This window comes from Corallococcus sp. AS-1-6, from assembly GCF_020037015.1.
In the GTDB taxonomy this organism is placed as follows: domain Bacteria; phylum Myxococcota; class Myxococcia; order Myxococcales; family Myxococcaceae; genus Corallococcus.
In genome coordinates, this window is the sequence record NZ_JAIQDE010000001.1 from 71,185 (window position 1) to 97,392 (window position 26,208).

Consider the following 26,208-nt stretch of genomic DNA (forward strand, 5'->3'; position numbering starts at 1 on the left):
ATTCTGCGAATCAAATTCAATTGATAAGCCCCCCTCGTGAGGCAAACCCCTGGAATCAGGGCTGGCCCTGACGCTCGTAGGTGAAGAAACCGAAGGGCAGGTCGCCTTCCGGGTGCCGTTCCTCCTCCACCAGCGTCCATCCGCTGAGGTCCAGGGGCGGGAAGAAGGCGTCGCCCGGGACGTCCCGCTCGAGGCGGGTGAGGTAGAGCCGCTGCCACAGCGCTTGCGTCTGCGCGTAGAGGTCCGCGCCGCCCGCGATGAAGACCTCGCTGTCGCCCCGCGCCTGCTCCAGGGCCTCGTCCACGGTGTGGGCCACGTGGACGCCTTGGGGCGCGGGCCAGTCGCGCTGGCGGGTGAGCACCACGGTGGTTCGGCCGGGCAGGGGACGTCCGATGGAGTCGTACGTCTTGCGGCCCATGACGAGGGTGTGGCCCAGCGTCAGCCGCTTGAAGCGCGCCAGGTCCGGCGGCAGGCGCCAGGGCAGGGTGTTGCCCTGACCGATGACGCGGTTCGCCGCCATGGCGACGATGGCGGACACGCGCGGACTCATACGGCCACGGGCGCCTTGATGGCGGGGTGCGGGTCGTAGCCCTCCAGCGTGAAGTCCTCGTAGCGGAAGGCGAACAGCTCCTTCACGTCCGGGTTCAGGCGCATGCGCGGCAGCGGGCGCGGCTCTCGCGTCAGTTGCTCCCGGGCCTGCTCCATGTGGTTGAGGTACAGGTGCGCGTCACCGATGGTGTGGATGAACTCGTGCGCGGTGAGGCCCGTGGCCTGCGCCACCATCAGGGTCAGCAGCGAGTACGACGCGATGTTGAAGGGCAGCCCCAGGAAGATGTCCGCGCTGCGCTGGTAGAGCTGGCAGGAGAGCTTCCCGTCGGCCACGTAGAACTGGAACAGCACGTGGCAGGGCGGCAGCTTCATGGAGGGCACGTCCGCCACGTTCCACGCGCTCACCAGGTGCCGGCGCGAGTCCGGGTTCTTCTTGAGCCCGTCCACCAACTGCTTCATCTGGTCCACGTGGCCGCCGTCCGGCGTGTTCCAGGAGCGCCACTGGTGGCCGTAGACGGGGCCCAGGCTGCCGTCCGCGTTGGCCCACTCGTCCCAGATGGTGACCCCCACCTCCTGGAGCGAGCGCACGTTCGAGTCCCCCCGGAGCATCCACAGCAGCTCGTGGATGATGGACTTCAGGTGGAGCTTCTTCGTCGTCACCAGGGGGAAGCCCTGGGTGAGGTCGAAGCGGAGCTGGTGGCCGAAGAGGCTCAGCGTCCCCGTGCCGGTCCGGTCGCCCTTCTTCGTCCCGTGATTCAGGACGTGCTCCATCAGACTCAGGTAAGGCTGCATGGGGCCCTTTTTCCCTAGGTGGGGTCGGGCAAGCGAGCAAAATATCGGCCGCTGTCCACCCGCGCACGGCGTCGCCGTGTCGCATCGTTAAACAAGGGCTGCCATGAAGATCTACACGAAGACCGGCGACGCCGGCGAAACGGGCCTCTTCGGCGGCGGCCGGGTGTCGAAGGACGACGCGCTGGTGGAGGCGTACGGCGAGGTGGACGAGCTCAACGCCACGCTGGGCCTCGCGCGCACGTTCTCGCTGCCGGCGGACCTGGACCACCTGCTCCAGCGCCTCCAGGACCAGCTCTTCACGGTGGGGGCGGTGCTGGCCACGCCGCCGCACACCAAGGCGGCGGCCCACATCCCGGAGCTGCGCCCGGAGTGGGTGGAGGAGATGGAGCGCCACATCGACCGCTACGAGGAGGAGCTGCCGAAGATGACGCACTTCATCCTCCCGGGAGGCGCGCCCGCGGCCGCTGCGCTGCACCTGTCGCGCACGGTGTGCCGCCGCACCGAGCGCCGGGTCGTGACGCTGCTGCGTGAGGACAAGGCCCCGCCCGCGGTGGCCATGTACTTGAACCGCCTGTCGGACCTGCTCTTCGTGGTGGCCCGGCTGGTGAACTTCCGCGCCGGCCTGCCGGACGTGAAGTGGATCCCCGAGAAGCCGACGAAGTAGCCCCGTGTACGCGACGCAACTGCCCACTGCCCGGCTGCGGCAGCTCGCCCAGGACGTGGGCTTCGACCTCATCGGCTTCGCGCGCGCGGAGCCCATCCCGCCGTCGTCGCTGATGTCGTGGCTGGAGGCCGGCTACGACGCGGACATGGACTGGATGGGGTCGCGCGCGGAGGAGCGGCTCGACGTGTCGGTGCTCCTCCCGGGGGCGCGCACGGTGCTGTCGCTCGCGAACAACTACTGGCGGGACGACGCGCCGTCGCAGGGCTCGCCCATCGCGCGGTACGCGAGGGGCCGCGACTACCACTCCACGCTGCGCGACCGGATGAAGGCGTTCCGCAAGACCCTCAACGCCTGGTACCCGGGGCTGGGCACCTACGGCGGCGTGGACAGCGGCCCCATGATGGAGAAGGTCTGGGCCGCGCGCGGGGGCCTGGGCTACGTGGGCAAGAACGGCTGCCTCATCACGGAGTCGCACGGCTCGTGGGTGCTGCTGGCCACGCTCATCCTGGACGCGGAGGTGGACGCGTATCCGGAGGGGCCGGTGGCGGACCGGTGCGGCTCCTGCCGGCGGTGTCTCATGGCGTGTCCCACGGGCGCGCTGGTGGGCAACCGGCAGGTGGATGCGCGGGCGTGCCTGTCGTACCAGACCATCGAGAACCGCGACCGCGATGTGCCGGAGGCGTTCCGGCTCAAGTTCGACAACCTCATCTTCGGCTGCGACATCTGCCAGCAGGTGTGCCCGCTGAACCGCAAGCCGGTGTTCGCGGACGACGAGCGCTTCATGCCCCGCGCGGTGGCGTCGCTGGGCACGCTGGAGCTGGCGGCGCTGACCCCCGAGCAATACAAGGAGCTCATCCCGGGCACGGCGCTGGCGCGCGCGCGGTACGACGGTTTGAGGCGCAACGCTGTCTACGCACTGGGCGTCGCACGGCAGGCACACGCCCGGCCGCTGCTCGAAAAACTCAGCGGCGACGACAGCGAGCTGGTACGCAGCGCCGCACGATGGGCGCTTCTGCAACTGGAGCCGTGACGCCGTCCGCCGCGCCGCCGCCGCTCGGGCGGGTGTACGCGGCGCTGACGGTGCAGGTGCTGATCAGCGCGGGCACGTACCTGGCCGCCAAGCGGGCGATGACGGAGCTGTCGCCGTTCACGGTGGTGCTGTGGCGCTTCCTCGTCTGCGGCGTCGCGTTCGTGGCGTTGCTGGCGCTGACGCCGGGGCGGAAGCTGCCGCCGCGCCACGCGTGGCCGCGCATCGCGCTCCTGGGGCTGATGGGCGGGCCGGTGAACCAGACGCTGTTCTTCTCCGGCCTGTCGCGCTCCACGGCGGCGCACGCGGCGCTGTTCTACGCGCTCACGCCGCTGGGCGTGTACGTGGCCAGCCTGGTGCTGGGCCGGGAGCGGGCGTCCGCGCGGACGACGGCGGGCATCCTCACGGCGCTGGTGGGCGTGGTGGTGCTGCTGTTGGGCCGGGGGCTCGCGAGCGCGCGGGGCACGCTGGAGGGGGACCTGCTCATCCTCGCGGCGGTGGTGGCGTGGGTGGTCTACACGACGGAGGGCAAGTCCCTGGCCACGGAGCATGGACCGCTGCGCGCGACGGCCTGGACGATGACGGTCGCCACGGTGTTGCAGTTGCCGCTCGCCCCGTTCGTGCTGGAGCCCGCGGCGGTGTGGGCCTCCAGCGCCGCGGCGAAGGCCTCCATCGTGTACGTGGGGCTGATGACGTCGGTGGTGGCGTACCTGCTCTGGTCCTACGCGCTGTCGAAGGTGCCCGCGTCGCGCGTGGCCATCTTCTCCAACCTGCAGCCGGCGGTGACGGCGCTGGTGGCGTGGCTCTTCCTGGATGAAGCGCTGCACTGGGAGCTGGCGCTGGGCGGCGCGCTGGTGCTCGTGGGCGTGCGGCTGACGCAGGGCGCGCCGGTGAAGGCCGCGCCGGTGGTGGTGCGCGCGGGCTGACGGACCGGCGTCAGTCGCCGTTGGGGTCCCACTCGGAGATGTCCTTCTTCGCGGGCTCCGGCGGAATCACGGGGCGCGGCGGCTCCTGGATGCGCGGCGGCGGCTCCTTCTTCGCCACGGGCGGCGGCGGGGGCGGCAGGTCCTCGTCGTCCGAGCGGCTCGGCGGCGCGGGCTCGGCCACCGCCGGCCTCGGCTCGGGCTTGCGCGCGGGCGGCTCCGCGCGGGGCGGCGGCTCCGCGAAGGCCTCGATGTCCGGGGTCTCCGTGCGCCGGGGCTCCGGCTCGGGCGCCACGGCGGGGGAGGGCGGAGGCGGCGTGCGCTCCGGCTCCTGGGCCTTCGCCGGGACGGCCGCCTGCTTCCGTCCGTTGTTCCTCGCCGGCTTCTCGTCCGACGCGCGGTAGCCCGTGCGCTCTGGGGGCGGCTCCGGCGGATCATCATAGGAGTCGCGCACCGGCCTCGCGCGCGGCTCCTTGTTCTCGTCGTCGCCGAAGGGGTCCTCCTCGCGGCGGCGGTCCTTCTCCTTGATTTCGCGCAGCTTGGCCGCCTCCGTCTTGCCCATCCGGCGCTCGGGTGGCGCCTCCGGTGCGTCCGGCGCCCGGTTGTTCACCGCGTTGAACCGGCGGGTACACTGCGTGCGCGTCTCCAGGCAGCCCTCGAAACAGCGCGTCAGCTTCTTGAGGGCGGCGCCGTTGCCGCCGTACTCGATGGTGCAGTCCTCCTTGCACGTGGTGGCGTCCTCCTCGCAGCCGGGCGGGACGGGACCGGCCAGGGCGGGGGTTGCGAACAGGACGCTGAGGACGACGAGGCGCGGAAGAAGACGCATGGCAAATGTGAAAGCTACCAGTCTTCCGCGCTTCCTGGGCGAGCCCCCCGCGATATCGTCAGGCCCACGCCCGGCGACCGGGCGAGAGGAGACGCATGGCGGCGGTCAAGGTGGGCATCATCGGGGGCCAGGCCCTCTACCAGGCCCTGGGACTCCAGGGACGCGGCGAGCACCTCTCCGTGGAGACGCCCTTCGGGCCCCACAGCACCCCGCTCATCGCCACGGAGCTGGACGGCGTCCCCATCCTCTTCGTCTTCCGCCACGGCCAGGGCCACGTCCACAACGCCACCCGCGCCCCCTACCGCGCCAACCTCTTCGCCCTGAAGTCGCTCGGCGTCACCCACGTCCTGGCCACCGGCACCGTGGGCAGCCTGCGTGACTCCATCCAGCCGCTGCACCTGGCCCTGCCGGATCAGGTCATCGACCGGACCTACCGCCGCCCCTGCACCTTCTACGACGACGTCGCCGTGCACGTGGAGCTGGCCCAGCCCTTCTGCGCCACCCTGCGCCAGACGCTCACCGACGCGGCCCTCCAGAGCGACACGGAGGTGCACGCCTCCGCCACCTACGTCTGCATCGAGGGCCCCTCCCTGAGCACCCAGGCGGAGAGCCAGCTCTACCGCACGTGGGGCGGGGACCTGGTGGGGCTCACCGCCATGCCGGAGGCGCGGCTCGCCCGCGAGGCGGAGCTGCACTACGCCCTCGTCGCGCTGCCCACCGACCACGACTCCTGGCGCTCCCCGCCCGTGGGCCAGGAACCCGAGGCGCTCCTGCCGCGCTTCGCCCAGCGGCTGGACGCCGTCACCGCCCACGGCGCCGCGCTCCTGCGCCGCGCGCTGCCCCGCATCGCGGGCACGCCCACCACCTGCCGCTGCGACAGCGCGCTCGCGCTGGCCATCTTCACCGACCGCACCCGCATCCCCGCCGACGTGAAGAGCCGCCTGCGCCCGCTGCTGGGCCGCTACCTGCCCTCCGGGCTCGTCTAGCGTTCAACACCCGGCACGCCGCCAGCGCCTCCGGCCGCGAGCGCTCGGCCGGCCGCCTGCTGCCGAAGGGCCGGGCCGTTCACACATTGGCTCCCCACGGACCCGAGGGGGAACCACATGGGGCTGCCACGGCTCAAGTACCTGACGTGGAGGGAGTTCGCGCGGCGCTTCTGGAAGGAGATTGAGGAGGACACCGTCACCGACGTGGCGGCGCAGTTGTCCTACTACTTCATCTTCTCCCTGTTCCCCTTCCTGTTCTTCCTCGTCACGCTGGTGGCGTACATGCCGTTCGCGCCCGGCGCCGTGGACGCGATGATGGACCGCATCCGCCCGCTGGTCCCCGGCGACGCGCTGGGCGTGGTGAGCCAGCACCTCACCTCCCTCGTCGGGGAGACGCGCCCCAAGCTGCTCACCGTGGGTCTCATCGTGGCGCTGTGGACCGCGTCGCGCGGCGTGGACGCCCTGCGCAAGGCGCTCAACCTGGCCTACGACGTGTCGGAGTCCCGGCCCTACTGGAAGACGCAGGGCCTGGCGCTGCTGGTGACGCTGATGGGCGGCCTGCTGATTCCCCTGTCCTTCGCCATCCTGCTGCTGGGCGGTCGCGTGGGGGCGTGGGTGGCGGACAAGCTGGCGCTCATCGACGAGTTCCACCTCGTCTGGTCCTGGCTGCGCTGGCCCTTCACCGCGGCGCTGGTGATGCTGATGCTGTCGATCTGCTACTACCTGCTGCCGGACGTGAAGCAGCGCTTCAAGTACATCACCCCGGGCTCCGTCATTGGCACCCTGGCGTGGCTGGGCAGCACCTGGGGCTTCACCCAGTACGTGGAGCACTTCGGCAAGTACGACGTCACCTACGGCTCCATCGGTGGCGTGGTGGTGCTGCTCCTGTGGCTCTACATCTCCGGGCTCATCTTCATCCTCGGAGGGGAGCTCAACGCCATCCTGGAGCACGCCTCCGCGCAGGGGAAGGCCAAGGGCGCGCGCGACTTCGGCCAGCCCGCGCCCCTGGAGCCGCCCCTCAAGACGCCCGGCGCGGCCAAGAGCGCCGCCAGCGCCCGGAAGACGCGGCTGGCGCTGTTCCGGCGCAAGCGCCGCGTGGCGGAGGGCAAGGACCCGGAGCCCCCGGGCCTGATGCCGGACGGGAGTGACACCCCGTCCGTGCACTGAAGCGCCGGGGACTGGCCGTCACGGCTACTGCCTGGGCAGCCTGGCCTGGATGGCCGTCAGCCCGCCCGCGGTGTTGCGGTCGCCCTTGAGGCCCTGCTGCGCGATGATCTTCCGCAGGTGCGCGATGCGGTCCTCGCTGGTGGGGTGCGTGGACAGCCACTTGAGCACGCCCGGCGTGTGGCCCTGCTCCTTCTGCAGCTTCTGGAAGAAGGTGATGAGGCCGTTGGGGTCGAAGCCCGAGGCGGAGGCGTACTTCGCGCCGTACTCGTCCGCTTCCGTCTCTTCACTGCGGCTGTGCGCCAACTGCAGCCCGCCGCCCGCCAACTGCGCGGCGATCTGCGCGGCGGTGCTCGGGTTCTGGCCCAGCGCCACCTGGGTGATGGCCTGCAGGCCATAGGCGTTCACCATGGCGCGCGCGGAGTGACGGCCCACCACGTGGCCCGCCTCGTGCGCCATCACGCCCGCCAGCTCCGCCTCCGTGTCCGCCGCGAGCAAGAGGCCCGTGTACACGTAGAGGAAGCCGCCCGGCGTGGCGAAGGCGTTGACCGTCTTCGGGTCATTGATGACGTTGACCTTCCACTTCACCCCGGAGCGGTCCTTGTTGGCCTGCGCGAGGATGGGCTGGGAGATGCCCCGGACGTACGCCAGCACCTCCGGGTCCTCCACGTACTGGATGTTCTCCTTCGTCTCGAGCTCCTTCTTCACCTGGAGGCCGAGCTGGTTCTCCTGCTCGTCGGAGATGAGGACACTGGCGATCGCCTTCTCCGCGCCCACGCGCTGCTTGGTGCAGCCCGTGGAGAGGCCCGAGGCCAGGGTGAGGGTCAGCAGTGCGGTGACCATCCGTTGCATGGGCGAGTCATCCCTTCTTGCTCAGTGGGTGGAAGCTTTCGCGGCCCGTCGTAACCGCGCCTCCGCGTCCCGGGCAAGCACCTTCCCGGAGCGCCATCCACCGGGGGACATGCGCCGGACACGGTCCGGTGGTATGCCCCTGCGCCTGGATGCCTGAGCTACCGGAAGTGGAGATCGCCCGGCGCAACCTGGAGCGCTGGTTCAAGGGCCGCCGCATCGTGCGCGCGGAAGCGGACGCCACCCGCGTCTTCCGGGGCGCGGAGCTGCCCCTCTTCACCCGGCTCACCGGGCGCGTGGAGTCCCTGGAGCGCAAGGGGAAGTACCTGCTCCTCACCCTGGAGGGCGGCCACGGCCTGATGGCCCACCTGGGCATGACGGGCAAGTTCGTGCGCCGCGAGGAGGGCGTGCCCGTCCCCCACAGCCGCGCCCGCTTCCACCTGGATGACGGCCACGTGGTCCACTTCAGTGATCCACGCCTCTTCGGCCGCATGGAGCCCGTGCCCGCGAAGGCGCTGTGGGAGCTGCCCTCGGTGAAGGCCCTGGGGCGGGACCCCCTGACTGAAGGGCTCACCGGCCCCCAGCTCCAGGAGGCGGTGGGGGACTCCCGGCAGGACCTGAAGGTGGCGCTGATGGACCAGGGCCGCGTCGCGGGCCTGGGCAACATCCACGCCGCGGAGGCGCTCTTCCGCGCGGGGCTGCACCCGGCGCGCAAGCCCGGCACCCTCACGCCGGACGACTGGAAGCACCTGGCGAAGGCCATCCACGCCGCGTTCGACTTCGCCTTCAAGGAGCAGGAGGGCGAGGACATCACCTACCTGGAGGAGCCAGGGTCCGTGAACCGCTTCCGCGTCTACGGGCGGGCGGACGGGCCGTGCTCGAAGTGTGGAACGACGGTGGAAGCCTTCACCCAGGGTGGGCGCACCACGCATTTCTGTCCGAAATGTCAGCCGCTCTCCACGGTTGCTGTCCGCGCGTCCCGGAAGGGGACGGCGGCGGGGAAGGGGCCGGCTCCCGCCGTCCGCGGCCCGAAACCCCGATCCCGTAGACGTTGACACCCCAGGGGGGCATGGCTTGAATCGCCCGCCCTTTACACCCGGCCGCGTCATGTCGCGGCCCCGGAGACCGTTGACCATGTCTCACGTCCTGCTGGCGGCGCTGCTCGTCGCCTCGTCCACGGCCACCGCGCAGACGCCGGTGCCCGATGGTGGCACCACGCCCTCGGCACCCCAGGAGTCGGCTCCCGCCGCGGCTCCCGCGGCTCCGGCCGCCGTTTCCCCCGCCCCCGCCTCCGAAGGCTCCGTCAGCCGCGAGGAGCTGGAGCAGCGCCTGGAGGCCACGCGACAGGAGCTGCGCGAGGACATCCGCGCGCAGACGGCCACCCAGGCCGTGGCCAACAACGACTGGCAGGAGGAGTGGACGGAGGAGAAGCGCAAGCTGGAGCTGTTCACGCTGGACGGCTACCTGCGCGTGCGCCCCACGCTCTTCTACAAGTTCGACCTGGGCAAGCCCCCGCTGCCCTCCGGCACGCCCCTGGGCCGCCAGCTCTGGACGCGCTCGCCGCGCTCCGGCGCCGAGCAGACCCAGGCCGGCGCCAACATGCGCTTCCGCCTGGACCCGTCCTTCAACATCTCCGAGGACGTGCGCATCAAGGCGCAGGTGGACGCGCTGGACAACGTCCTCTTGGGCTCCAACCCGGACAGCGCCTACAGCGGGGATGGGCGCAACAACTTCACGCTCTTCTCGGAGAACCAGTCCCCGTCCGACTCCGCCGTCAACGCGTTCAAGGACTCCGTCCATGTCCGCCGCGCGTACGGTGAGGTGACGACGCCGGTGGGCATCCTGCGCTTCGGCCGCATGGGCAGCCACTGGGGCCTGGGCATGCTGCGCAACGACGGCAACTGCCTGGACTGCGACTACGGCGACACGGTGGACCGCATCCAGTTCGTCACCGAGCCGTTCGCCGGCTGGTACGTGACGCCCATGCTGGACTTCAACTCGGAGGGGCTGTCCACGGAGAAGGCCAACGCCCTGGGCGAGCCGGTGGACCTCACCCAGTCCGACGACGCGCACAGCCTGGTGCTGGCCATCGCGCGGCGCGACACCGACCAGCAGCAGAAGGCCAAGCTGGACAACAACCAGGGCGTCCTCAACTACGGCCTGTACTTCACCTACCGCACGCAGCGCTACGCCACCCTGACGGAGACGGGCGTCCCCTTCGAGGACGCCAACCCCTCCATCCCCGTCAACGTCACCACGCCGGCCTTCGTCCCGCGCGGCGGCACGCTCTACATCCCGGACCTGTGGTTCAAGTACGAGGAGAAGAAGTTCCGCATCGAGGCGGAGTTCGCCGCGCAGTTGGGCACCATCGACGGGCGCGCGCTCACCGCCACCGACCCCACCACCCAGTCGCTGCGCGTGGCGCAGTTCGGCGGCGTGCTCCAGACGGAGTTCCACGTCATCGAGAACAAGCTGCACCTGGGCATCGAGGCGGGCTTCGCGTCCGGTGACAGGGCGCCGGGCTTCGGCAACTACCCGGGCCGCCAGGGCACGGGCTCGGACGGCAACACCGCGCCGGGCGACGTGGAGGGCCGCCAGTACAGTTGCGACACCGGCGGCTGCAGCGACAACGCCATCCGCAACTTCCGCTTCAACCGCGACTACCGCGTGGACCTCATCCTGTGGCGGTCCATCCTCAACGGCGTCACGGACGCGTTCTACGTGAAGCCGGGCCTCAAGTACTCCATCGCGGAGGGCTTCGACGTCTTCGGCAGCGTCATCTACTCGCAGGCGTTCTACGCGGAGTCCACGCCGTCCTACATCAGCAAGAGCCTGGGCCTGGAGGCGGACATCGGCGCGCGCTACGTCACCGAGGACGGCTTCGTGGCGGGCATCGACTACGGCATCCTCTTCCCGCTGGACGGCCTGAAGGACCTGAACCTGCCGGCCCAGGAGCTGAACACCGCGCACGCCATCCGCGGCACGCTGGCCATCCGGTTCTAGCCCATGCGCTCCTGCCTCCCGCGGCTGTGCGCCGCCACCAGCCTGACGCTCGCGCTGGTGGCGTGCGGCATCAAGGGCAGCCCCCGCGCGCCCCGGCCGGCGCCGCTGCCCGCGCCCACGGCGGAGACGGTGCCCGCGCAGCAGCCGCCGCGCGGGCCCGTGGAGCCCTCCGGCCCCACGGTGCCTCCGTCCACCCTGGACGCCGGGCTGCCCGAGTGAGCTTCTTCCACCACCACAAGGGCGTGCTGCACGCCGAACAGGTGCCGCTGCCCGCCATCGCGGACGCGGTGGGCACCCCCACGTACGTCTACTCCACCGCCGCGCTCACGGAGCGCTTCCAGGCGGTGACGAAGGCGTTCCAGGGCCAGAAGCACCTCATCTGCTACTCGGTGAAGGCCAACTCCAACCTGGCCATCCTGGGGCTCTTCGCCCGGCTGGGCAGCGGCTTCGACATCGTGTCCGGCGGCGAGCTGGCGCGCGTGAAGCAGGCCGGCGGCGAGCCGGGCAGGACGGTGTTCGCCGGCGTGGGCAAGACGCCGGACGAGATGGCCCAGGCGCTGTCCCAGGGCCTGCTGCTCTTCAACGTGGAGAGCGCGGAGGAGCTGGAGGCGCTGGACGCCGTGGGGCGCAGGCTGGGCAGGCGCGCGCCGTTCGCCCTGCGCGTGAACCCGGACGTGGACGCCAGGACGCACCGCTACATCTCCACTGGCCTGAAGACGTCCAAGTTCGGCGTGCCCTTCGAGGAGGCGGTCGCCCTCTACGCGAAGGCGAAGAAGCTGAAGGGGCTGAAGGCGCTGGGGCTGGACTGCCACATCGGCTCGCAGCTCACGCGCACCGCCCCCATGAAGGCCGCCCTCACCAAGGTGGCGGACCTCTACGTCACGCTCAAGGCCCGGGGCCACGCGCTGGAGTACCTGGACGTGGGCGGCGGGCTGGGCATCACCTACTCCAACGAGACGCCGCCCAGCCCCCAGGAGTACGCGCGCACGGTGCTCAACGCGACGGAGGCCACGGGGGCCACGCTGCTGCTGGAGCCGGGGCGGGCGCTCGTGGGCAACGCGGGCGTGCTGCTCACGCGCGTGCTGTACCGCAAGCCCACGCGGGCGCGCACCTTCGTGGTGGTGGACGCGGGCATGAACGACCTGATGCGCCCGGCCCTCTACGAAGCGCACCATGACCTCCAGCCGGTGGTGAAGCGCCGCGGCCGGGACGTGGAGGTGGACGTCGTGGGGCCGGTGTGTGAGTCCACGGACGTGCTCGCGCGGGCGCGCCCCCTGGTGCTGCCCCGCCAGGACGACCTGTACGCCTTCATGAGCGCCGGGGCTTACGGGATGAGCATGGCTTCCACCTACAACTCGCGGCCCCGGCCGGCGGAGGTGCTGGTGGACGGAGCGGCCTGGCGTGTCGTGCGGGAGCGCGAGCGCGTCGAGGACCTCTGGCGCGGCGAGCGGGCCTGAACGTATAAGCGCCGGCATGAAGACCTTCGAAGGCTCCATGACGGCGCTGGCCACTCCGTTCCGTGAAGGGGTGCTGGACGAGGGGGCCTTCCGTGCCCTGGTGCGCTACCAGTTGGACGGCGGCACGAACGTGCTGCTGCCCATGGGCACCACCGGCGAGGCGGTCACCATGGACGCGGACGAGCGCGCGCGCGCCATCGCCGTCGTCGTGGACGAGGTGAAGGGCCGGGTGCCGGTGGTGGCGGGCGCGGGCAGCAACAGCACCCGAGAGACCATCGAGTCCGTGCGCCGCGCGCGCGAGGTGGGCGCCGACGGCGCGCTCATCGTCACGCCCTACTACAACAAGCCCACGCAGGCGGGCATGGTGGAGCACTACCGCGCCATCGCGAAGGAGCACCCGGGCTTCCCGCTCATCGCCTACAACGTGCCGGGCCGCACGGGCGTGGACCTGCTGCCGGAGACGGTGCTCCAGTTGTGTGACGTCCCGGAGGTCGTGGCGCTGAAGGAGGCCACGGGCAACCTCATCCGCGCGGTGGACCTGGTGGAGAAGTGCGGCGACCGGATGACGCTCCTGTCCGGTGACGACTTCACGGTGCTGCCCTTCATCGCGTGCGGCGGCAAGGGCGTCATCTCCGTGTCCTCCAACGTCGCGCCCCGCATGATGGCGGACCTGGTGGCGGCGGCGCGGAGCAACGACATGGCGAAGGCGCGCGGGCTCCAGGTGCGGATGAACGCGCTGCACCGGCTGCTCTTCGTGGAGTCCAACCCCATCCCGGTGAAGTGGGCGCTGCACCTGATGGGCCTGTTCGGCCCGGAGCTCCGCCTGCCGCTCGTGCCCATGGGCGAGGCGAACGCCGCGAAGCTGAAGGCCGAGCTGTCCGGGCTGGGCCTGCTGAAGGGCTAAGGGAAGAGAGCGCCATGACCCGCACCGTCATCACCGGCATCTCCGGCCGCATGGGCAGCACGCTGGCGCGCCTGGCGAAGGCCGCCAGCGACCTGCCGGTGGTGGGCGCCACGGTGCGCCCGGGCAGCCCCCTCTCCGGGCAGGACGCGGGGCTCGTGGCCCGGCTGGGCGCTCCGCTGGACGTGGTGGCGCACGACGACCTGGGCCGCGCGCTGGACGGCGCGAAGGCGGACGTCGTCGTGGACTTCACCGGCCCGGAGGCCACGCTGGAGCACGCGCGCGTCTGCGCCGAGCGCGGCGTGGCGCTGGTGGTGGGCACCACGGGCTTCACGCCGGAGGGGCGCGCGCGGCTGGAGGCGTACGCGAAGCAGGTCCCCATCGTCGCGGCGCCCAACATGTCCGTGGGCGTGAACCTGGTCATCCGCATGGCGGCGGAGCTGGCGCGCGTGCTGGGGCCGTCGTTCGACGTGGAGGTGCTGGAGACGCACCACCGCATGAAGAAGGACGCGCCCAGCGGCACCGCGCTCAGGCTGGCGGAGGTGCTGGTGGACGCGCTGGGCCGCACGAAGGACGACCTCACCTTCGCGCGCGAGGGCCAGACGGGCGCCCGCCCGCCGGGTGAGATTGGCGTGCAGGCGCTGCGCGGCGGGGACGTGGTGGGCGAGCACACGGTGTACTTCTTCGGGGAGGGCGAGCGCATCGAGCTCACCCACCGCGCGACGAACCGTGATCAGTTCGCGCAAGGGGCGCTGAGGGCCGCGCGCTGGGTGGCGGGCCGCGCGCCGGGACTCTATGACATGGCCGACGTGCTCGGCCTCCAGGGGAAGACATGACCGCCCGCTACTGCCGCTTCCAGGTCGAGGGCCGCGCCAGCTTCGGCCGCGTCGATGGCAACGAGGTGGTGGTGCTCACCGCCGCGCCGTGGGCCGGCGGCAAGGAGACCGGCCTGCGCCGCTCGCTCCAGGGGCTCACGCTGCTCACGCCCTCGGACGCGTCGAAGGTCGTCTGCATCGGCCAGAACTACCGCAAGCACGCGGAGGAGATGGGCAAGCCCATCCCCACGGAGCCGCTCATCTTCACCAAGCCCTCCACCGCGCTCAACGGCCCTGGTTCGCCCATCCGCATCCCCAGGGCGAGCCAGGAGGTCCACCACGAGGCGGAGCTGGCGCTCGTCATTGGCGAGCGCCTGAAGAACGCGGACGAGGCCACCGCCGCGCGCGCCATCTGGGGCCTCACCGCCTTCAACGACGTCACCGCACGCGACATCCAGCGCAAGGAGATCCAGCACACCCGCGCCAAGGGCTACGACACCTTCGCCTGCGCGGGCCCCTGGGCCGTGACGGGCCTGTCGCCCGCGGACCTGCGGGTGGTGTGCCGGGTGAACGGACAGGTGCGCCAGGATGGCCGCACGTCCGACATGGTGTTCAGCCCCGCCCGCCTGGTGTCCTTCATCTCCCACATCATGACGCTGCTGCCCGGCGACCTGGTGAGCACGGGCACGCCGTCCGGCGTGGGCGCGCTCAAGGCGGGGGACACGGTGGAGGTGGAGCTGGAGGGAATCGGAACCCTGGTGAACCCGGTTGAGATGGAGCCTTGAGTGCGACCGTCTATGTAGGACTGGGTTCCAACGAGGGCGACCGCGAGGCCCACCTCGTGGCCGCCCTCTCCGCGATGTCGTGCATCGACGCGGTGTCGGTGCTGGGCTGTTCCTCCCTCTATGACTCGGCCCCGGTGGGGCCCGCGCAGCCGCGCTTCCTCAACGCCGTGGTGGCGCTGGAGTGCGACCTGACGCCGCAGCGCCTGCTGTGCATCCTCCAGCGCATCGAACAGGACCTGGGCCGCCGCCGGCTGCAGCGCTGGGGCCCGCGCACCATCGACCTGGACATCCTCCTGTGGGACGAGGAGGACCACTGCGTCGTCGCGGACGCGAACCTCCAGGTGCCCCACCTTGAACTGCACAAGCGCCGCTTCGCGCTGGAGCCCCTGGCGGAGCTGGCCCCCGACTCCCGCCACCCGGTGCTGGGCATGACGGTGCAGGAGCTGCTCGCGAAGCTCGCCCCCCAGGACGTCCGCAAGCGCGAGGCCCTCTACTGGCCCGACATGGGCGCCCGTTTCCCCGTCCACGAACTATGAGCCTGTCCCTCGTCCTGGCCACGACCGCGCTGCTCGCGGCCGAGCCCACCTCCCTGCCTCCCGGCCACCCCACGATTCCCCCCGGCACCCAGGCGTCGCCTGCGGGCATGGGCGCTGGCGCCAATGCCGCCACCGGCGCGCTGCCCCCCGGCCACCCCACGATGCCCGCGGGCTCTCCCGTGGCGCCGGGCACGCCGCTGCCTTCGGGCCACCCCACGGTGGACGCGAACAAGCTGCCGCCCTCCGCCGAGGAGCTGATGAAGCAGCTCGACTCGTCCGAGGGCCTGCGCGAGCGGGAGAAGACCTTCGAGATCGCCTCGTCGCTGGGCAAGCTCTACTACACGAACGGCCGCAACGCGGAGGCGCTGGCCTACCTGGGCCAGGCGCAGGCCAAGGCGGACGGCGTGCGCTCGCTGTTCCTCGCGTCCAGGAAGAAGCTGGGCAAGGCCGCCATCCCCACCCCGGAGGCCGCCAACTGCGGCTTCACGCCGGGCCAGGCGCTGGACGCCATGGCGGCCGTGGCGCAGGCCCGCGCGAAGTCCGGTGACACCGCGGGCGCCGCCGCGTGCGCGGGCGCCGCGCTGGTCCCCGCGGTGGACGTGGACGTGCTGATGGGCAACGCGCTGTACCTGGGCGGTGACAGCGCCAAGGCGCTGAAGGCGTATGAGCGCGTGCTGGAGGTGGAGCCCCAACACGAGGAGGCGCTCTACGCCCACTCCTCGCTGCTCTTCGAGACGCAGGGCGAGAACCTCCCGGCGCTCGGCGCTGCGCGCCAGGGCTTCGACGCGCTGGTGCAGGCGCATCCGAACTCCCAGCGCGCGCCCATGGCCCGCGAGCTGAGCGTGCGCATCCAGGAGATCGCCAAGGCGGGCGGGCGCAAGAAGTGGCTTCAGTCGCGCGCCGAGGACCGCAAGGTGCGCCTGTCCCAGTCCACCGCGCAGGCCGCCGCGATGCCGCCGGACGCGCCGCGCCCGCTGACGCCGGAGATGGTGGACGCGGTGAAGAACACCGAGCGCACGCCGGAGCTGGAGGCGGGCCTCACGAAGCTGGTGGAGGAGGGCGAGGAGCACCTGGCGCGCGGCCGCTACCAGGAGGCCCTGGCCAACTACACCCGCGTGGTGCCCTTCCAGCCGGAGAACGGCCGCGCCAAGGCGGGCATGGCCTGGGCGCTCGTCGGCCTGGGCCGCCCCATGGGCGCGCGCGTGTGGAGCGTGGCGCTGGAGTCCGACGCGGGCGCGGTGGAGAAGCTGGGCGACACGCTGCTCGCCAAGGGCGACGCCAAGGGCGCCAGGGCGCTCTGGGAGAAGCTGGCCCAGGACGTGCCCAACTACCCCAACAAGGCCGCGCTCCAGGCGAAGCTGTCGCAGTAGCGCCCGGCCTTCCTAGACGAACTTCGCCGCCAGCAGGTCCTGGACGTCGAGCAGGCCCACCGCGCGGCCCTCGACGTCCACCACGGGCAACTGGTCCACCTTCAGCTCGCGCATCTGCGCGGCGGCGGTGAGCACCAGCGTGTCCGGGGTGATGCAGCGCGGGCGCTTGCCCATCACCTGCCGCACCGGCACCTCGAAGTCGGTGTGGCCCCTCTCCACCAGCCGGCGCAGGTCGCCGTCCGTGAAGATGCCCTCCAGCTTCCCGTCCCGGTCCACCACGCACGCGGCGCCCGGCCGGCCCGGCGTGTTGGTCATCACCACCACCGCCAGGGACAGCCGCGCGGTGTCCAGCACCAGCGGGTTCGCGGGGCCCGTGCGCATCAGCTCGAAGACGCGCAGCACGGAGCGCCCCAGCTTCCCGCCCGGGTGCAGGAGCGCGTAGTCGTCCCGCCCGAAGGGGCGGCTTCGCAGCAGCGTCATGGCCAGCGCGTCCCCCACGGCGTGCAGCGCGGCGGTGGACGCGGTGGGCACCAGGCCCATGGGGCAGGCCTCTTCAATCCGGCCGATGTCCAGCACCACCTCCGCGCCCTTCGCGAGCGGGCTGTCCGCGTCCCCGGTGAGCGCCACCACCGGCGTGCCCATGCGCTTGAAGAGGGGCAAGAGGCGCAGGAGCTCCTCCGTGCTGCCGCTGTTGGACAGCGCGAGGATGACGTCGCCCGGGCCCACGCGGCCCAGGTCCCCGTGCACGGCCTCCGCGGGGTGGAGGAACACGGAGCGGATGCCGGTGGACGCCAGCGTGGAGGACAGCTTCTGGCCGATGTGGCCCGCCTTCCCCATGCCCGTCACCACCACCTGGCCCGGGCAGTCGCGCACCAGCTTCAGCGCGCGCAGGAACGCGTCCCCCAGCCGGTCGGTGACGCCTAGAATCGCGCGGGCCTCCGCCTCCAGCACGCCTCGCGCGTAGGTGAGCGCGGCCTCGTCGTCGTCGTCGCGGCGGGCGGGGGCGGGGGAGGGCGCGCGGCCGGGGAGGGCACGCAGTTTGGGCTTCTTGGCGGTGGAGCGGGGAGCGCGGGCCATGGATGGGCGCTACCTCTACTCCAGCCGTCGCGTGGGCGGCCATCCTTGACGCATGGGGGGGCCTGGGCTACGGCCTGCCCGCCCGGCCGCCCGTGGCCGGAAAAACCCAAGGGGACGGCATGAAGTTCTTCATCGACAGCGCGGACGTCGGCGAAATCCGCAAGGCCCATGAGATGGGCTGCGTGGACGGCGTCACCACCAACCCGTCACTGCTGGCCAAGGTCGGCCGCGGGCTGGACGAGACCATCCGCGAGATCTGCTCCATCGTGGACGGTCCCATCAGCGCGGAGTGTGTGTCGCTGGACGCCCCGGACCTCATCAAGGAAGGCCGGGAGCTGGCGAAGATCCACGACAACGTCGTGGTGAAGATCCCCATGGGCGTGGAGGGCATGAAGGCCGTCAAGGCGCTCACCGCGGAGGGCATCCGCACCAACGTCACCCTCTGCTTCTCCGCCAACCAGGCCCTGCTGTGCGCCAAGGCCGGCGCCACGTACGTGTCGCCCTTCGTGGGCCGGCTGGACGACATCTCCCAGGACGGCATGGAGCTCATCGCCCACATCCTGGAGATCTACCAGAACTACGACTTCACCACGCAGGTGCTGGTGGCCAGCGTGCGCAACCCCGTCCACGTCCTCCAGGCCGCGCGCCTGGGCGCGGACGTGGCCACGCTGCCCTACAACGTCATCACCCAGTTGGCGAACCACCCCCTCACCGACTCGGGCATCAAGAAGTTCCTCGCGGACTGGGAGAAGGTCCCCAAGCAGGGCAAGCCCGCGGGGAAGTAACCGCCCGGGTTCCCAGGCCGGCTTCCGAGCCTCCCCTCCGCCGTTCCGGTGTCCCTGGAACGACGGGGGGGCCCTTTCGGGGGCTGGCGCCTGGACGGCGGGAGCGGTATGGCAGAGGGAGCGGATTGATATTTGAATCAACCTTCCCGGAGCCCCGCCCATGGATTTCCAGCTCAGCGAAAACCAGCGCGCCTTGCAGGAGGCCGCGCGCAAGTACGCCCGTGACGTGGTGCGCCCCAAGGCCCCCCACTACGACGAGACCTCCGACTTCCCCAAGGACCTCATCTCCGCGGCCTTCGAGCTGGGCCTGCTGAACATGGCCATCCCGTCCGAGTACAACGGCGTGGGCCTGACGCACCTGGAGCAGGTCATCGTGTGCGAGGAGCTGGCGTGGGGCTGCGCGGGCGTGGCCACGTCCCTCATCGCCAACGACCTGGCCAACCTGCCCATCATCCTGGCCGGCACGGACGACCAGAAGAAGCGCCTGCTGGCGCCCTTCGGGGAGAAGCTGAAGCTGAGCTGCTTCTGCCTCACGGAGCCCGCCGCGGGCTCGGACGTGGCGGCCATGGGCACCACCGCGCGCCGCGAGGGTGACGAGTACGTCCTCAACGGCAGCAAGTGCTTCATCACCAACGCCGGCTACGCGGATCAGTTCACCGTGTTCGCCACGCTGGACAAGGGCAAGAAGCACAAGGGCATCACCTGCTTCGTCGTGGAGGGCCGTCCGCAGGGGCTCACCACCGGCAAGCACGAGAACAAGATGGGCCAGCGCGCCAGCAACACCGCCACCGTCACGTTCGACGAGGTGCGTGTCCCTGTCGCCAATCGCATCGGCGAGGAGGGCGAGGGCTTCAAGATCGCCATGGCCACGCTGGACAACAGCCGCCCGCTGACGGCGAGCATCTCCATCGGCATCGCCCGCGCGGCGCTGGAGCACTCGCTGGAGTACTCCGCGCAGCGCCAGACGATGGGCAAGCCCATCCGCGAGCACCAGGCCGTCCAGTTCATGCTGGCGGAGATGGCCATGAACACCCACGCCGCGCGCCTGCTCACCTACGAGAGCGCGCAGGTGCTGGATGAGGGACAGCGCAACACCCTCCAGTCCAGCTACGCGAAGTGCTTCGCCGCGGACATGGCCATGAAGGTCGCCACGGACGCGGTGCAGGTGTTCGGCGGCTACGGCTACATGAAGGAATACCCCGTGGAGAAGCTGATGCGCGACGCCAAGCTCATCCAGGTCTACGAGGGCACGAGCCAGGTGCAGCGCCTGGTCATCGCGAAGGAACTGTTCAGGTAGAAAAGCAAAACTGTGCCCGGCGGGGCTTTCCCGTTGCCGCCGCCGTGTGCGGATGTCTATTACTCCGGCCCTGATGCGCGACGCGTCAAGCGCCCGATTTCCAAACACTCCCCACTGAGGAGAAGCCCGCCGTGAAGATTCTCGTCACCGCCAAGCGCGTGGAAGATCCCGAGTCGAAGATCAAGGTGAAGCCGGACGGCTCGGACATCGTGAAGGAGGGGCTGAAGTACAAGATCAACCCCTTCGATGAAATCGGCGTGGAAGAGGGCCTGCGCCTCGCGGCGAAGCACACCGGCGAGGTGGTGGTGGTCTCCATCGGCGGCAAGGAGGTGCAGGAGCAACTGCGCCACGCGCTGGCCATGGGCGCCAACCGCGCCATCTGGGTGAACCACACGGGCCCGCTGGATCAGTTGGGCATCGCGGGGCTGCTCCAGAAGGTCGCGGAGAAGGAGAAGCCGGACATCGTCCTGCTGGGCAAGCAGTCCATCGATGACGACCAGAACCAGGTGGGCCAGTACCTGGCCGAGTTCCTGGGCTGGGGCCAGGCCACGTTCGCCTCCAAGGTGGAGTCGCTGGAGAGCGACCAGGAGAAGAACAAGGTCCCGGCGGTGGTGCTGTCCGCGGACAAGAAGAGCGTCCAGGTGGTGCGTGAAGTGGACAACGGGCTGGCGACCCTGGAGGTCCAGCTCCCCGCCATCGTCACCACGGACCTGCGCCTGAACCAGCCGCGCTACGCCAGCCTCCCGGGCATCATGAAGGCGAAGAGCAAGCCCATCGAGGAGCTGACCCCGGCGGGCCTGGGCGTGGACGTGGCCCCGAAGATCCAGGTGCTCAAGCTGGCGTCGCCTCCGGCGCGCAAGGCGGGCATCAAGGTGCCGGACGTGGCCACCCTGGTGGAGAAGCTGCACAACGAGGCGAAGGTCGTCTGACCGCGCTCCCAACCCTTCCAACGATTCCGGAGACAGACACCATGTCCATCGTCCTCATCGTCGCCGAGCAGCAGCCGGACGGGAACCTGCGCAAGGCCTCCCTCAACGCCATCGCCGCGGGCAAGCAGCTCGCGGACAAGGCCGGCGCGGAGCTGCACCTCGTCCTGCTTTCCAAGGACCCGTCCAAGCTGGCGGAGGAGCTCAAGGGCTCCGGCGCCAAGGTCATCCACACCGCCGCCGCTCCCGAGTTCGAGCACTACCTCGCGGAGACCTACGCCCCCGTCATCGCGGGCCTGGCCCAGGAGCTGAAGGCCACCTTCGTGGGCGCGGCCTCCACGGCGCAGGGCAAGGACCTGCTGCCGCGCGTCGCCGCCCGGCTGAAGGCCGCCATGGCCACCGACATCACCGCCATCAACGGCGGCGGCGCGGACATCACCTTCACCCGCCCCATGTGGGCCGGCAACGTGTTCGCCGAGGTGAAGCTCTCCACGCCGGTGCAGGTCATCAGCATCCGCGCCACGGAGTTCGCGCCGGTCGCCGGCGCGGGCGCGTCCGCGGAGGTGAAGTCCTTCCAGCCGAAGCTGGAGGCCTCCAAGACGAAGTTCGTGTCGTTCAACGAGGTGAAGAGCGCGCGTCCGGAGCTCACGGAGGCCAGCGTGGTGGTGTCCGGCGGCCGTGGCACCAAGGGCGACTTCAAGGAGATTGAGGCGCTGGCGGACCTGCTGGGCGCCGCGGTGGGCGCGTCCCGCGCGGTGTGCGACGCGGGTTGGGTGCCCAACGACCTGCAGGTCGGTCAGACGGGCAAGGTCGTCGCGCCGAAGCTGTACGTCGCCGCGGGCATCAGCGGCGCCATCCAGCACCTGGCCGGCATGAAGTCCTCGAAGACCATCGTCGCCATCAACAAGGACCCGGAGGCGCCCATCTTCCAGGTGGCCGACTACGGCCTCGTGGACGACCTCTTCAAGGTCCTGCCCGCGCTGCGCGAGGGCATCCAGAAGCTGAAGTAGGGCCGCCTCCGCCGTCCTCACGGCGGACCGTGACCCGCGAGGGGCGCGTCACCGGGACATCCCGGAGGCGCGCCCTTTGCCGTTGGTGGGGCCTACAGCTCGATGTCGGTGTCGTGGCCGGGCTTCTTGCGCGCGGGCGGCTCCGGGGGCTCGGTGTCGTCCGGCTCCAGCTCGTGGGGCACCTCCTCCGGCTCCGGGGGTTCGCCGGGGGCTTCCGGGGACGGCTCGCCCGTGTCGAGCAGGTCGATGCGCTGTCCGTCCTCCACCTGGACGTAGAGGGTGCGGAAGGTCCACGTCTCGCCGTCCTTGTCGGCCACGGCGTGGAGGCTGCCGTCCGCCTTGGGGCCGTCCAGCGGGACGGTGAACTCCGCGTGGGTGCGGCCGTTGCGGGTGCTCACCTGGGTGTTGCTGGGGAAGCCCGGCGTGAAGGTGCCGCCCAGGGCCTGCCGCACGTGCGGGTCCTCCTGGGCCTCCGCGATGGCGTCCGTGTACGCGCCCATGTCCTTGAACGACGAGTAGCCCCAGCCCACGGCGATGGCCGCGAAGCAGAAGCACGAGCCCAGCATCCCCAGGCAGCCCAGGGGCACCGCCCATTTCCAATTGCGGCTCCACCATCCCTGGCGGGGAACGGGTGCGTACTCGCCCTCGGGCATCGTCGGCGGCATGGGCCCTCCTGGCCTGGACCTGGGGCCGTGTCATAGCCGGTTCCGGACGAAGCGGGGGTGGGCCTGCACCGGGGGCGGGTTTCGGGGGCGCCTTCATGACAGAGTGGGGGCATGCCCTCTGGTGGCGTCTCGACGGCCGAGCTCGCGGACCTGCTTGCGGCGCTGCCCTTCGGCCACCGGCTGTGGGTGCGCGGCATGGGGCGGTGTCTCTACCCGCTCCTGCGCAGCGGGGACGCGGTGCGGCTGCTGCGCTGCGGGCCGGAGCGGCTGGCGCGCGGGGACGTGGCGCTGGTGCGGCACGGGCCCCGGCTGGCCGCGCAGGTGGTGCTGTCCACGCAGCCCTGGGTGACGGCGTCGCTGTTGGGCGGCACGGACGTGGCGGGCGGGGAACTGGTGGGGCGCATCATCGCGCTCAAGCGCGGGCGGTGGGTGATGCGGCTGCCCCGGCCCACGCGGCCGGCGCTGTTCCTCCTGCAGCGCACCCTGTCCGGCGTGTGGACGAAGCCCGCGTCCCGGGCGGTGTTCCGCCACCTGCGCGACCTGCTCTCCGGGTGGACGAAGCCGCTGCGCCGCCAGTTCGTGGGCCCGCTGGAGATCCGCCTGGTGCGCCCGGAGGACCTGGACGCGCTGCTCGCCTTCGCCACGGAGCGGCTGGTGGTGTCCGGCACCTTCCTGCGCCGGCAGCTCCGCGACCGGTGGGGCCTGCCCGCGGACAGGCGAGTGGGCGCGGCGGCGGGCGCCTTCGACGCCCAGGGGCACCTGCTCGGCTTCGCGTGGGCGGACGACTACCACCAGGAGGGGCTGTCCCTGGACGGCTTCTGGGTGCGCTCGCTGGTGGTGTCCCCCAAGGTGCGGCGCATGGGCGTGGCCACCGCGCTGGTGCGGTGCCTGGTGGAGGAGATGCACCGGCAGGGCGCGGACCGGCTCCACGCGGACATCGACGAGGATAACACCGCCTCCCTGCGGACCTTCTCCGGCCTGGGGTTCCGCCCCGCGCCGGACGCGCTCACGGTCGCCACGAACCAGCAGTGGGACGCGGCAGGGGGGAGCAAGCGGCTGGTCGTGCTGGTGCGCCCCCTCTCTCGCTGACGGATGGGGGTTGCGCTCCGCCGGTGGCTGGGCCAAACGGCGGGGCGTCCTGCTCGAGGCCTTGGGCGGGGAAGGGTGGATCCGGTGTCCGAAGGGCGTGACGGTGCGCGGTGGAGGGCGGACGGGGCGCTGGTGCTCCTCACCGTCTTCTGGGGGCTGACGTTCGTGGTGGTGAAGGACGCGCTCGCGTTCGCGGACCCCTTCACCTTCCTCACCCTGCGCTTCGTGGTGGGCGCGGCGGTGCTGGCCGTCATCGCGCGCCGGCGGATGTTCGCGCCCGGCATCGTCCCCAAGGGGCTGCTCCTGGGCGGGGTGCTGTTCCTGTGCTTCGCGCTCCAGACGGTGGGGCTGATGGATACGACGCCGTCGCGCGCGGCGTTCCTCACCGGCCTCAACGTCCTCTTCGTCCCGCTGCTGTCCATGGTGCTGCTCAAGCGCCTGCCCCGGTGGGGCACCAGCGTGGGCGTGGTGCTGGCGGCGGTGGGGCTGTACTGGCTGACGCGGCCCACGCCGGACGACACGCTGCCCGGGGGCATGGGCGGCTTCCGCCTGGGGGACTGGCTGTCCATCGGGTGCGCGGTGGCGTACGCGGGGCACATCCTGCTCACGGAGCGCTTCGCGTCGAAGGACAACGCGGTGGGCCTGGTGGCGGTGCAGTTGGTCGGCGTGGCGGTGCTGTCCGCGCTGTGCCTGCCCTTCGTGGAGCGCCGGCTGGAGTGGAGCCAGCCGCTGGTGGTGGCGGTGCTCGCGTGCGGCGTGCTCGCGAGCGCGGTGGCCATCCTGGTGCAGACGTGGGGCCAGGCGCGCACCAGCGCCGTGCGCGCGGCGCTCATCTTCGCGCTGGAGCCGGTGTTCGCCTCGGCCTACTCCGTGGCGGTGGGCCGCGAGGTGCTGGGCCCGAAGGAGTGGCTGGGCGGCGCGCTCATCGTCGTGGGCGTCTTCGCGTCGGAGCTGGGCACGGTGGTGTGGGACGGATGGCGGGCACGGGGCCGCACGCCCGCAGCCTGAGCATCCGACGCGGCTCCAGCCGTGAGCGCGAGCAGCCGGGCCGCGCTATAGACAGCGCCCATCCCATGAGCGTGGAGCTGAGACGCAACGGCCTGCACCTGTCGGGCACGCCCCTGTCGCTGGACGCGAAGCGCAAGTCGCCGCTGTCCTTCGTCAGCCACGGACACTCGGACCACATCGCCCGCCACGAGAGCACCATCGCCACGGCCGCCACGCTGCGCTTCATGGCCCACCGGCTGGGGCCGGTGGCGGCGCCGCTGTCCGTGCCGTTCCGCCGCCCGTTCGAGCTGGGCCCGCTGCTGCTGGAGCTGCTGCCCGCGGGCCACATCCTGGGCAGCGCGCAACTGCGCGTCACGCGCGCGGATGGCAGGCGCATCGTCTACACGGGGGACCTGAACACCGCGCCGTCGCTCACCGCCGAGGCCACGGAGGTGGCCACCTGCGACACGCTGGTCATCGAGTCCACCTTCGGGCACCCGCGCTACCGCTTCCCGCCGCGCCCGGAGGTGCTGGGGCAGGTGGAGACGTGGCTCCACGCGCAGTTGAGCCGGGGCGCGACGCCGGTGCTCCTGGGCTACCCCCTGGGCAAGAGCCAGGAGGCGATGAAGCAACTGGCCCTGCGCGGCTTCAAGCTGGTGGCGCACCCGTCCATCTTCGAGGTGGCGGAGCTGTACGCGGAGCTGGGCGTCCCCATCGAGAACCTGCGCCGCTACGACGGCCGCGTGGAGCCGGGCGAGGTCCTCTTCTTCCCGCCGCACCTGGCGCGGGGCGGGGCCCTGGCGCCGCACTGGCCCCGGGCCACGGCGGTGCTCACCGGCTGGGCCATGGACCCGGGCGGCGCGCGGCGCTACGGCGCGGACGTGGCCTTCCCGCTGTCCGACCACGCGGACTTCCCGTCGCTGCTGCGCTACGTGAAGGACACCGGCGCGCGGGACGTCATCACCTGCCACGGCTTCGCGGAGGAGCTGGCCCAGGCGCTGCGCGACGCGGGCACGGACGCCCGCCCGCTGGGCAAGCCACAGCAGATGACCCTGTTTTGATTTCGCCGCGCTGGCGTGTTGGAACGGGCGCCCGATATGCCCACTCCTGCCCCCTCGCTGACCGGACACCTGGCCAACGTGCTGCTGTGCACGGACGCTGAACCCAAGCGCTTCGTCACCCGGGAGGTCCCGGAGGTGACGGTGGACTTCGCGGGCATCGTGGGGGACCGGCACGCGGGCCTCACGCGCAAGGCGGACGTGCGGGTGCCGTGGTTCCCCAAGGGGACGCTCATCCGCAACACCCGGCAGCTCTCCATCGTGTCGCGCGAGGAGCTGGTGGAGGTGGCGCGCGCGCTGGGCGTGCCGCACGTGCTGGCGTCGTGGCTGGGCGCGAACCTGGAGCTCGTGGGCGTGCCGCGGCTGACGCACCTGCCGCCGGGGACGCGGCTGTTCTTCCCGGAGGACGCCACGCTGGTGATGGAAGGGGAGAACCACCCCTGCGTGCAGCCGGGCCGCGTGATTGAAGCGCACCACCCGGACCTGAAGGGGCTGGCGGGCCGCTTCGTGAAGGCCGCGTGGCAGAAGCGCGGGCTGGTGGGCTGGGTGGAGCGCCCGGGCCTCATCCGCGCGGGCGACGAGGTGCGCGTGATGCTGCCGCCGCCGGTGACGTACTCGCTGCCCTCCGCGCCGCCGTCGGAGGCGGTGGGCTGAGCGTCCTCCCCGC

Annotated in this window: 28 protein-coding genes; 22 read left to right on the forward strand and 6 right to left on the reverse strand. The window is 71.3% G+C overall.

Going from position 1 to position 26,208, the window contains the following annotated elements:
* Nucleotides 1–55: 55 nt before the first annotated feature.
* Together K8612_RS00300 and K8612_RS00305 are read right to left on the reverse strand one after the other, a co-directional pair.
* Complete coding sequence (locus K8612_RS00300; RefSeq protein WP_255671285.1) at nt 56–550, reverse strand: dihydrofolate reductase; 495 nt, start codon at nt 548–550, stop codon at nt 56–58.
* The gene (locus K8612_RS00305) at nt 547–1,341 is read right to left on the reverse strand and encodes a thymidylate synthase (protein ID WP_223760870.1); all 795 of its coding nucleotides are present in this window, start codon (nt 1,339–1,341) and stop codon (nt 547–549) included. Before K8612_RS00305 ends, K8612_RS00300 begins: the two co-directional genes overlap by 4 nt.
* A gap of 103 nt (nt 1,342–1,444) precedes the next feature.
* On the opposite strand from K8612_RS00305, the gene K8612_RS00310 reads away from it, so the two are divergent.
* From K8612_RS00310 to K8612_RS00320, 3 genes are read left to right on the forward strand one after another with little or no spacing between them, the layout of a single operon-like run.
* Complete coding sequence (locus tag K8612_RS00310; protein ID WP_223739209.1) at nt 1,445–2,005, forward strand: cob(I)yrinic acid a,c-diamide adenosyltransferase; 561 nt, start codon at nt 1,445–1,447, stop codon at nt 2,003–2,005.
* 4 nt (nt 2,006–2,009) lie between these two features.
* Nucleotides 2,010–3,035, forward strand: a complete 1,026-nt coding sequence (gene queG / locus K8612_RS00315; RefSeq protein WP_223760871.1) for a tRNA epoxyqueuosine(34) reductase QueG — start codon at nt 2,010–2,012, stop codon at nt 3,033–3,035.
* A complete protein-coding gene (locus K8612_RS00320; protein ID WP_223760872.1) occupies nt 3,008–3,958 on the forward strand; it encodes a DMT family transporter in 951 nt (316 codons plus the stop codon). Before queG ends, K8612_RS00320 begins: the two co-directional genes overlap by 28 nt.
* A gap of 10 nt (nt 3,959–3,968) precedes the next feature.
* Here K8612_RS00320 and K8612_RS00325 read toward each other — a convergent pair whose 3' ends face one another.
* Nucleotides 3,969–4,781 (reverse strand): hypothetical protein, encoded by an 813-nt coding sequence (locus K8612_RS00325; protein ID WP_223760873.1) that lies wholly within the window; start codon nt 4,779–4,781, stop codon nt 3,969–3,971.
* A gap of 95 nt (nt 4,782–4,876) precedes the next feature.
* Here K8612_RS00325 and K8612_RS00330 point away from each other — a divergent pair, with 95 nt between their 5' ends.
* Together K8612_RS00330 and K8612_RS00335 are read left to right on the forward strand one after the other, a co-directional pair.
* A complete protein-coding gene (locus K8612_RS00330) occupies nt 4,877–5,767 on the forward strand; it encodes an MTAP family purine nucleoside phosphorylase (protein WP_223739213.1) in 891 nt (296 codons plus the stop codon).
* A gap of 117 nt (nt 5,768–5,884) precedes the next feature.
* Nucleotides 5,885–6,934 carry a YihY/virulence factor BrkB family protein gene (locus K8612_RS00335; protein WP_223760874.1) on the forward strand — a complete coding sequence of 350 codons (1,050 nt, stop codon included), beginning with the start codon at nt 5,885–5,887 and terminating at the stop codon, nt 6,932–6,934.
* Between the two features lie 24 nt (nt 6,935–6,958).
* On the opposite strand, the gene K8612_RS00340 is transcribed toward K8612_RS00335, so the two are convergent.
* Nucleotides 6,959–7,783, reverse strand: coding sequence for a M48 family metallopeptidase (locus K8612_RS00340; protein WP_223760875.1), 825 nt, complete (start codon nt 7,781–7,783; stop codon nt 6,959–6,961).
* A gap of 149 nt (nt 7,784–7,932) precedes the next feature.
* On the opposite strand from K8612_RS00340, the gene mutM reads away from it, so the two are divergent.
* The 9 genes from mutM to K8612_RS00385 all read left to right on the forward strand — a co-directional run bounded on the left by mutM (nt 7,933) and on the right by K8612_RS00385 (nt 16,647).
* Nucleotides 7,933–8,835, forward strand: coding sequence for a bifunctional DNA-formamidopyrimidine glycosylase/DNA-(apurinic or apyrimidinic site) lyase (gene mutM, locus K8612_RS00345; protein ID WP_223760876.1), 903 nt, complete (start codon nt 7,933–7,935; stop codon nt 8,833–8,835).
* 79 nt (nt 8,836–8,914) lie between these two features.
* Nucleotides 8,915–10,783, forward strand: a complete 1,869-nt coding sequence (locus K8612_RS00350) for a TIGR04551 family protein (RefSeq protein WP_223739217.1) — start codon at nt 8,915–8,917, stop codon at nt 10,781–10,783.
* A gap of 3 nt (nt 10,784–10,786) precedes the next feature.
* Nucleotides 10,787–11,002 (forward strand): hypothetical protein, encoded by a 216-nt coding sequence (locus K8612_RS00355; RefSeq protein WP_223739218.1) that lies wholly within the window; start codon nt 10,787–10,789, stop codon nt 11,000–11,002.
* Complete coding sequence (gene lysA / locus K8612_RS00360; RefSeq protein ID WP_223760877.1) at nt 10,999–12,240, forward strand: diaminopimelate decarboxylase; 1,242 nt, start codon at nt 10,999–11,001, stop codon at nt 12,238–12,240. The genes K8612_RS00355 and lysA overlap by 4 nt, the downstream gene beginning before the upstream one ends.
* Before the next feature lie 16 nt (nt 12,241–12,256).
* On the forward strand, nt 12,257–13,144 hold the full coding sequence (dapA, locus tag K8612_RS00365) for a 4-hydroxy-tetrahydrodipicolinate synthase (protein ID WP_223760878.1): 888 nt from the start codon (nt 12,257–12,259) through the stop codon (nt 13,142–13,144).
* Nucleotides 13,145–13,158: 14 nt separating this feature from the next.
* The gene (dapB, locus tag K8612_RS00370; protein ID WP_223760879.1) at nt 13,159–13,977 is read left to right on the forward strand and encodes a 4-hydroxy-tetrahydrodipicolinate reductase; all 819 of its coding nucleotides are present in this window, start codon (nt 13,159–13,161) and stop codon (nt 13,975–13,977) included.
* Entirely contained in the window at nt 13,974–14,741 is a 768-nt protein-coding gene (locus K8612_RS00375; RefSeq protein ID WP_223739222.1) for a fumarylacetoacetate hydrolase family protein, read from the forward strand. Before dapB ends, K8612_RS00375 begins: the two co-directional genes overlap by 4 nt.
* Nucleotides 14,738–15,277 carry a 2-amino-4-hydroxy-6-hydroxymethyldihydropteridine diphosphokinase gene (gene folK, locus K8612_RS00380; RefSeq protein ID WP_223739223.1) on the forward strand — a complete coding sequence of 180 codons (540 nt, stop codon included), beginning with the start codon at nt 14,738–14,740 and terminating at the stop codon, nt 15,275–15,277. The genes K8612_RS00375 and folK overlap by 4 nt, the downstream gene beginning before the upstream one ends.
* Nucleotides 15,274–16,647, forward strand: coding sequence for a lipopolysaccharide assembly protein LapB (locus tag K8612_RS00385; protein WP_223739224.1), 1,374 nt, complete (start codon nt 15,274–15,276; stop codon nt 16,645–16,647). The genes folK and K8612_RS00385 overlap by 4 nt, the downstream gene beginning before the upstream one ends.
* 12 nt (nt 16,648–16,659) lie before the next feature.
* Here K8612_RS00385 and K8612_RS00390 read toward each other — a convergent pair whose 3' ends face one another.
* Nucleotides 16,660–17,724: an SIS domain-containing protein gene (locus K8612_RS00390; RefSeq protein WP_223760880.1), complete on the reverse strand. Its 1,065-nt coding sequence runs from the start codon at nt 17,722–17,724 to the stop codon at nt 16,660–16,662.
* A 119-nt stretch (nt 17,725–17,843) separates the two neighbouring features.
* On the opposite strand from K8612_RS00390, the gene fsa reads away from it, so the two are divergent.
* From fsa to K8612_RS00410, 4 genes are all read left to right on the forward strand, one after another.
* Nucleotides 17,844–18,509: a fructose-6-phosphate aldolase gene (gene fsa / locus K8612_RS00395; protein WP_223739226.1), complete on the forward strand. Its 666-nt coding sequence runs from the start codon at nt 17,844–17,846 to the stop codon at nt 18,507–18,509.
* A gap of 160 nt (nt 18,510–18,669) precedes the next feature.
* Nucleotides 18,670–19,806 (forward strand): acyl-CoA dehydrogenase family protein, encoded by a 1,137-nt coding sequence (locus tag K8612_RS00400; RefSeq protein WP_223760881.1) that lies wholly within the window; start codon nt 18,670–18,672, stop codon nt 19,804–19,806.
* A gap of 131 nt (nt 19,807–19,937) precedes the next feature.
* Entirely contained in the window at nt 19,938–20,735 is a 798-nt protein-coding gene (locus K8612_RS00405; RefSeq protein WP_014399255.1) for an electron transfer flavoprotein subunit beta/FixA family protein, read from the forward strand.
* A 41-nt stretch (nt 20,736–20,776) separates the two neighbouring features.
* Nucleotides 20,777–21,742, forward strand: a complete 966-nt coding sequence (locus tag K8612_RS00410; protein WP_223760882.1) for an electron transfer flavoprotein subunit alpha/FixB family protein — start codon at nt 20,777–20,779, stop codon at nt 21,740–21,742.
* Between the two features lie 92 nt (nt 21,743–21,834).
* Here K8612_RS00410 and K8612_RS00415 read toward each other — a convergent pair whose 3' ends face one another.
* On the reverse strand, nt 21,835–22,407 hold the full coding sequence (locus tag K8612_RS00415) for a cytochrome c oxidase assembly factor Coa1 family protein (RefSeq protein ID WP_223760883.1): 573 nt from the start codon (nt 22,405–22,407) through the stop codon (nt 21,835–21,837).
* 111 nt (nt 22,408–22,518) lie between these two features.
* Between K8612_RS00415 and K8612_RS00420 the strand changes: the two genes are divergently transcribed.
* From K8612_RS00420 to K8612_RS00435, 4 genes are all read left to right on the forward strand, one after another.
* Nucleotides 22,519–23,496, forward strand: a complete 978-nt coding sequence (locus K8612_RS00420; RefSeq protein ID WP_223760884.1) for a GNAT family N-acetyltransferase — start codon at nt 22,519–22,521, stop codon at nt 23,494–23,496.
* Nucleotides 23,497–23,580: 84 nt separating this feature from the next.
* Nucleotides 23,581–24,504 (forward strand): DMT family transporter, encoded by a 924-nt coding sequence (locus tag K8612_RS00425; protein WP_223760885.1) that lies wholly within the window; start codon nt 23,581–23,583, stop codon nt 24,502–24,504.
* A 65-nt stretch (nt 24,505–24,569) separates the two neighbouring features.
* Nucleotides 24,570–25,544, forward strand: coding sequence for an MBL fold metallo-hydrolase (locus tag K8612_RS00430; protein WP_223739232.1), 975 nt, complete (start codon nt 24,570–24,572; stop codon nt 25,542–25,544).
* A gap of 36 nt (nt 25,545–25,580) precedes the next feature.
* Nucleotides 25,581–26,195 (forward strand): MOSC domain-containing protein, encoded by a 615-nt coding sequence (locus tag K8612_RS00435; RefSeq protein WP_223739233.1) that lies wholly within the window; start codon nt 25,581–25,583, stop codon nt 26,193–26,195.
* Nucleotides 26,196–26,208 lie beyond the last annotated feature (13 nt).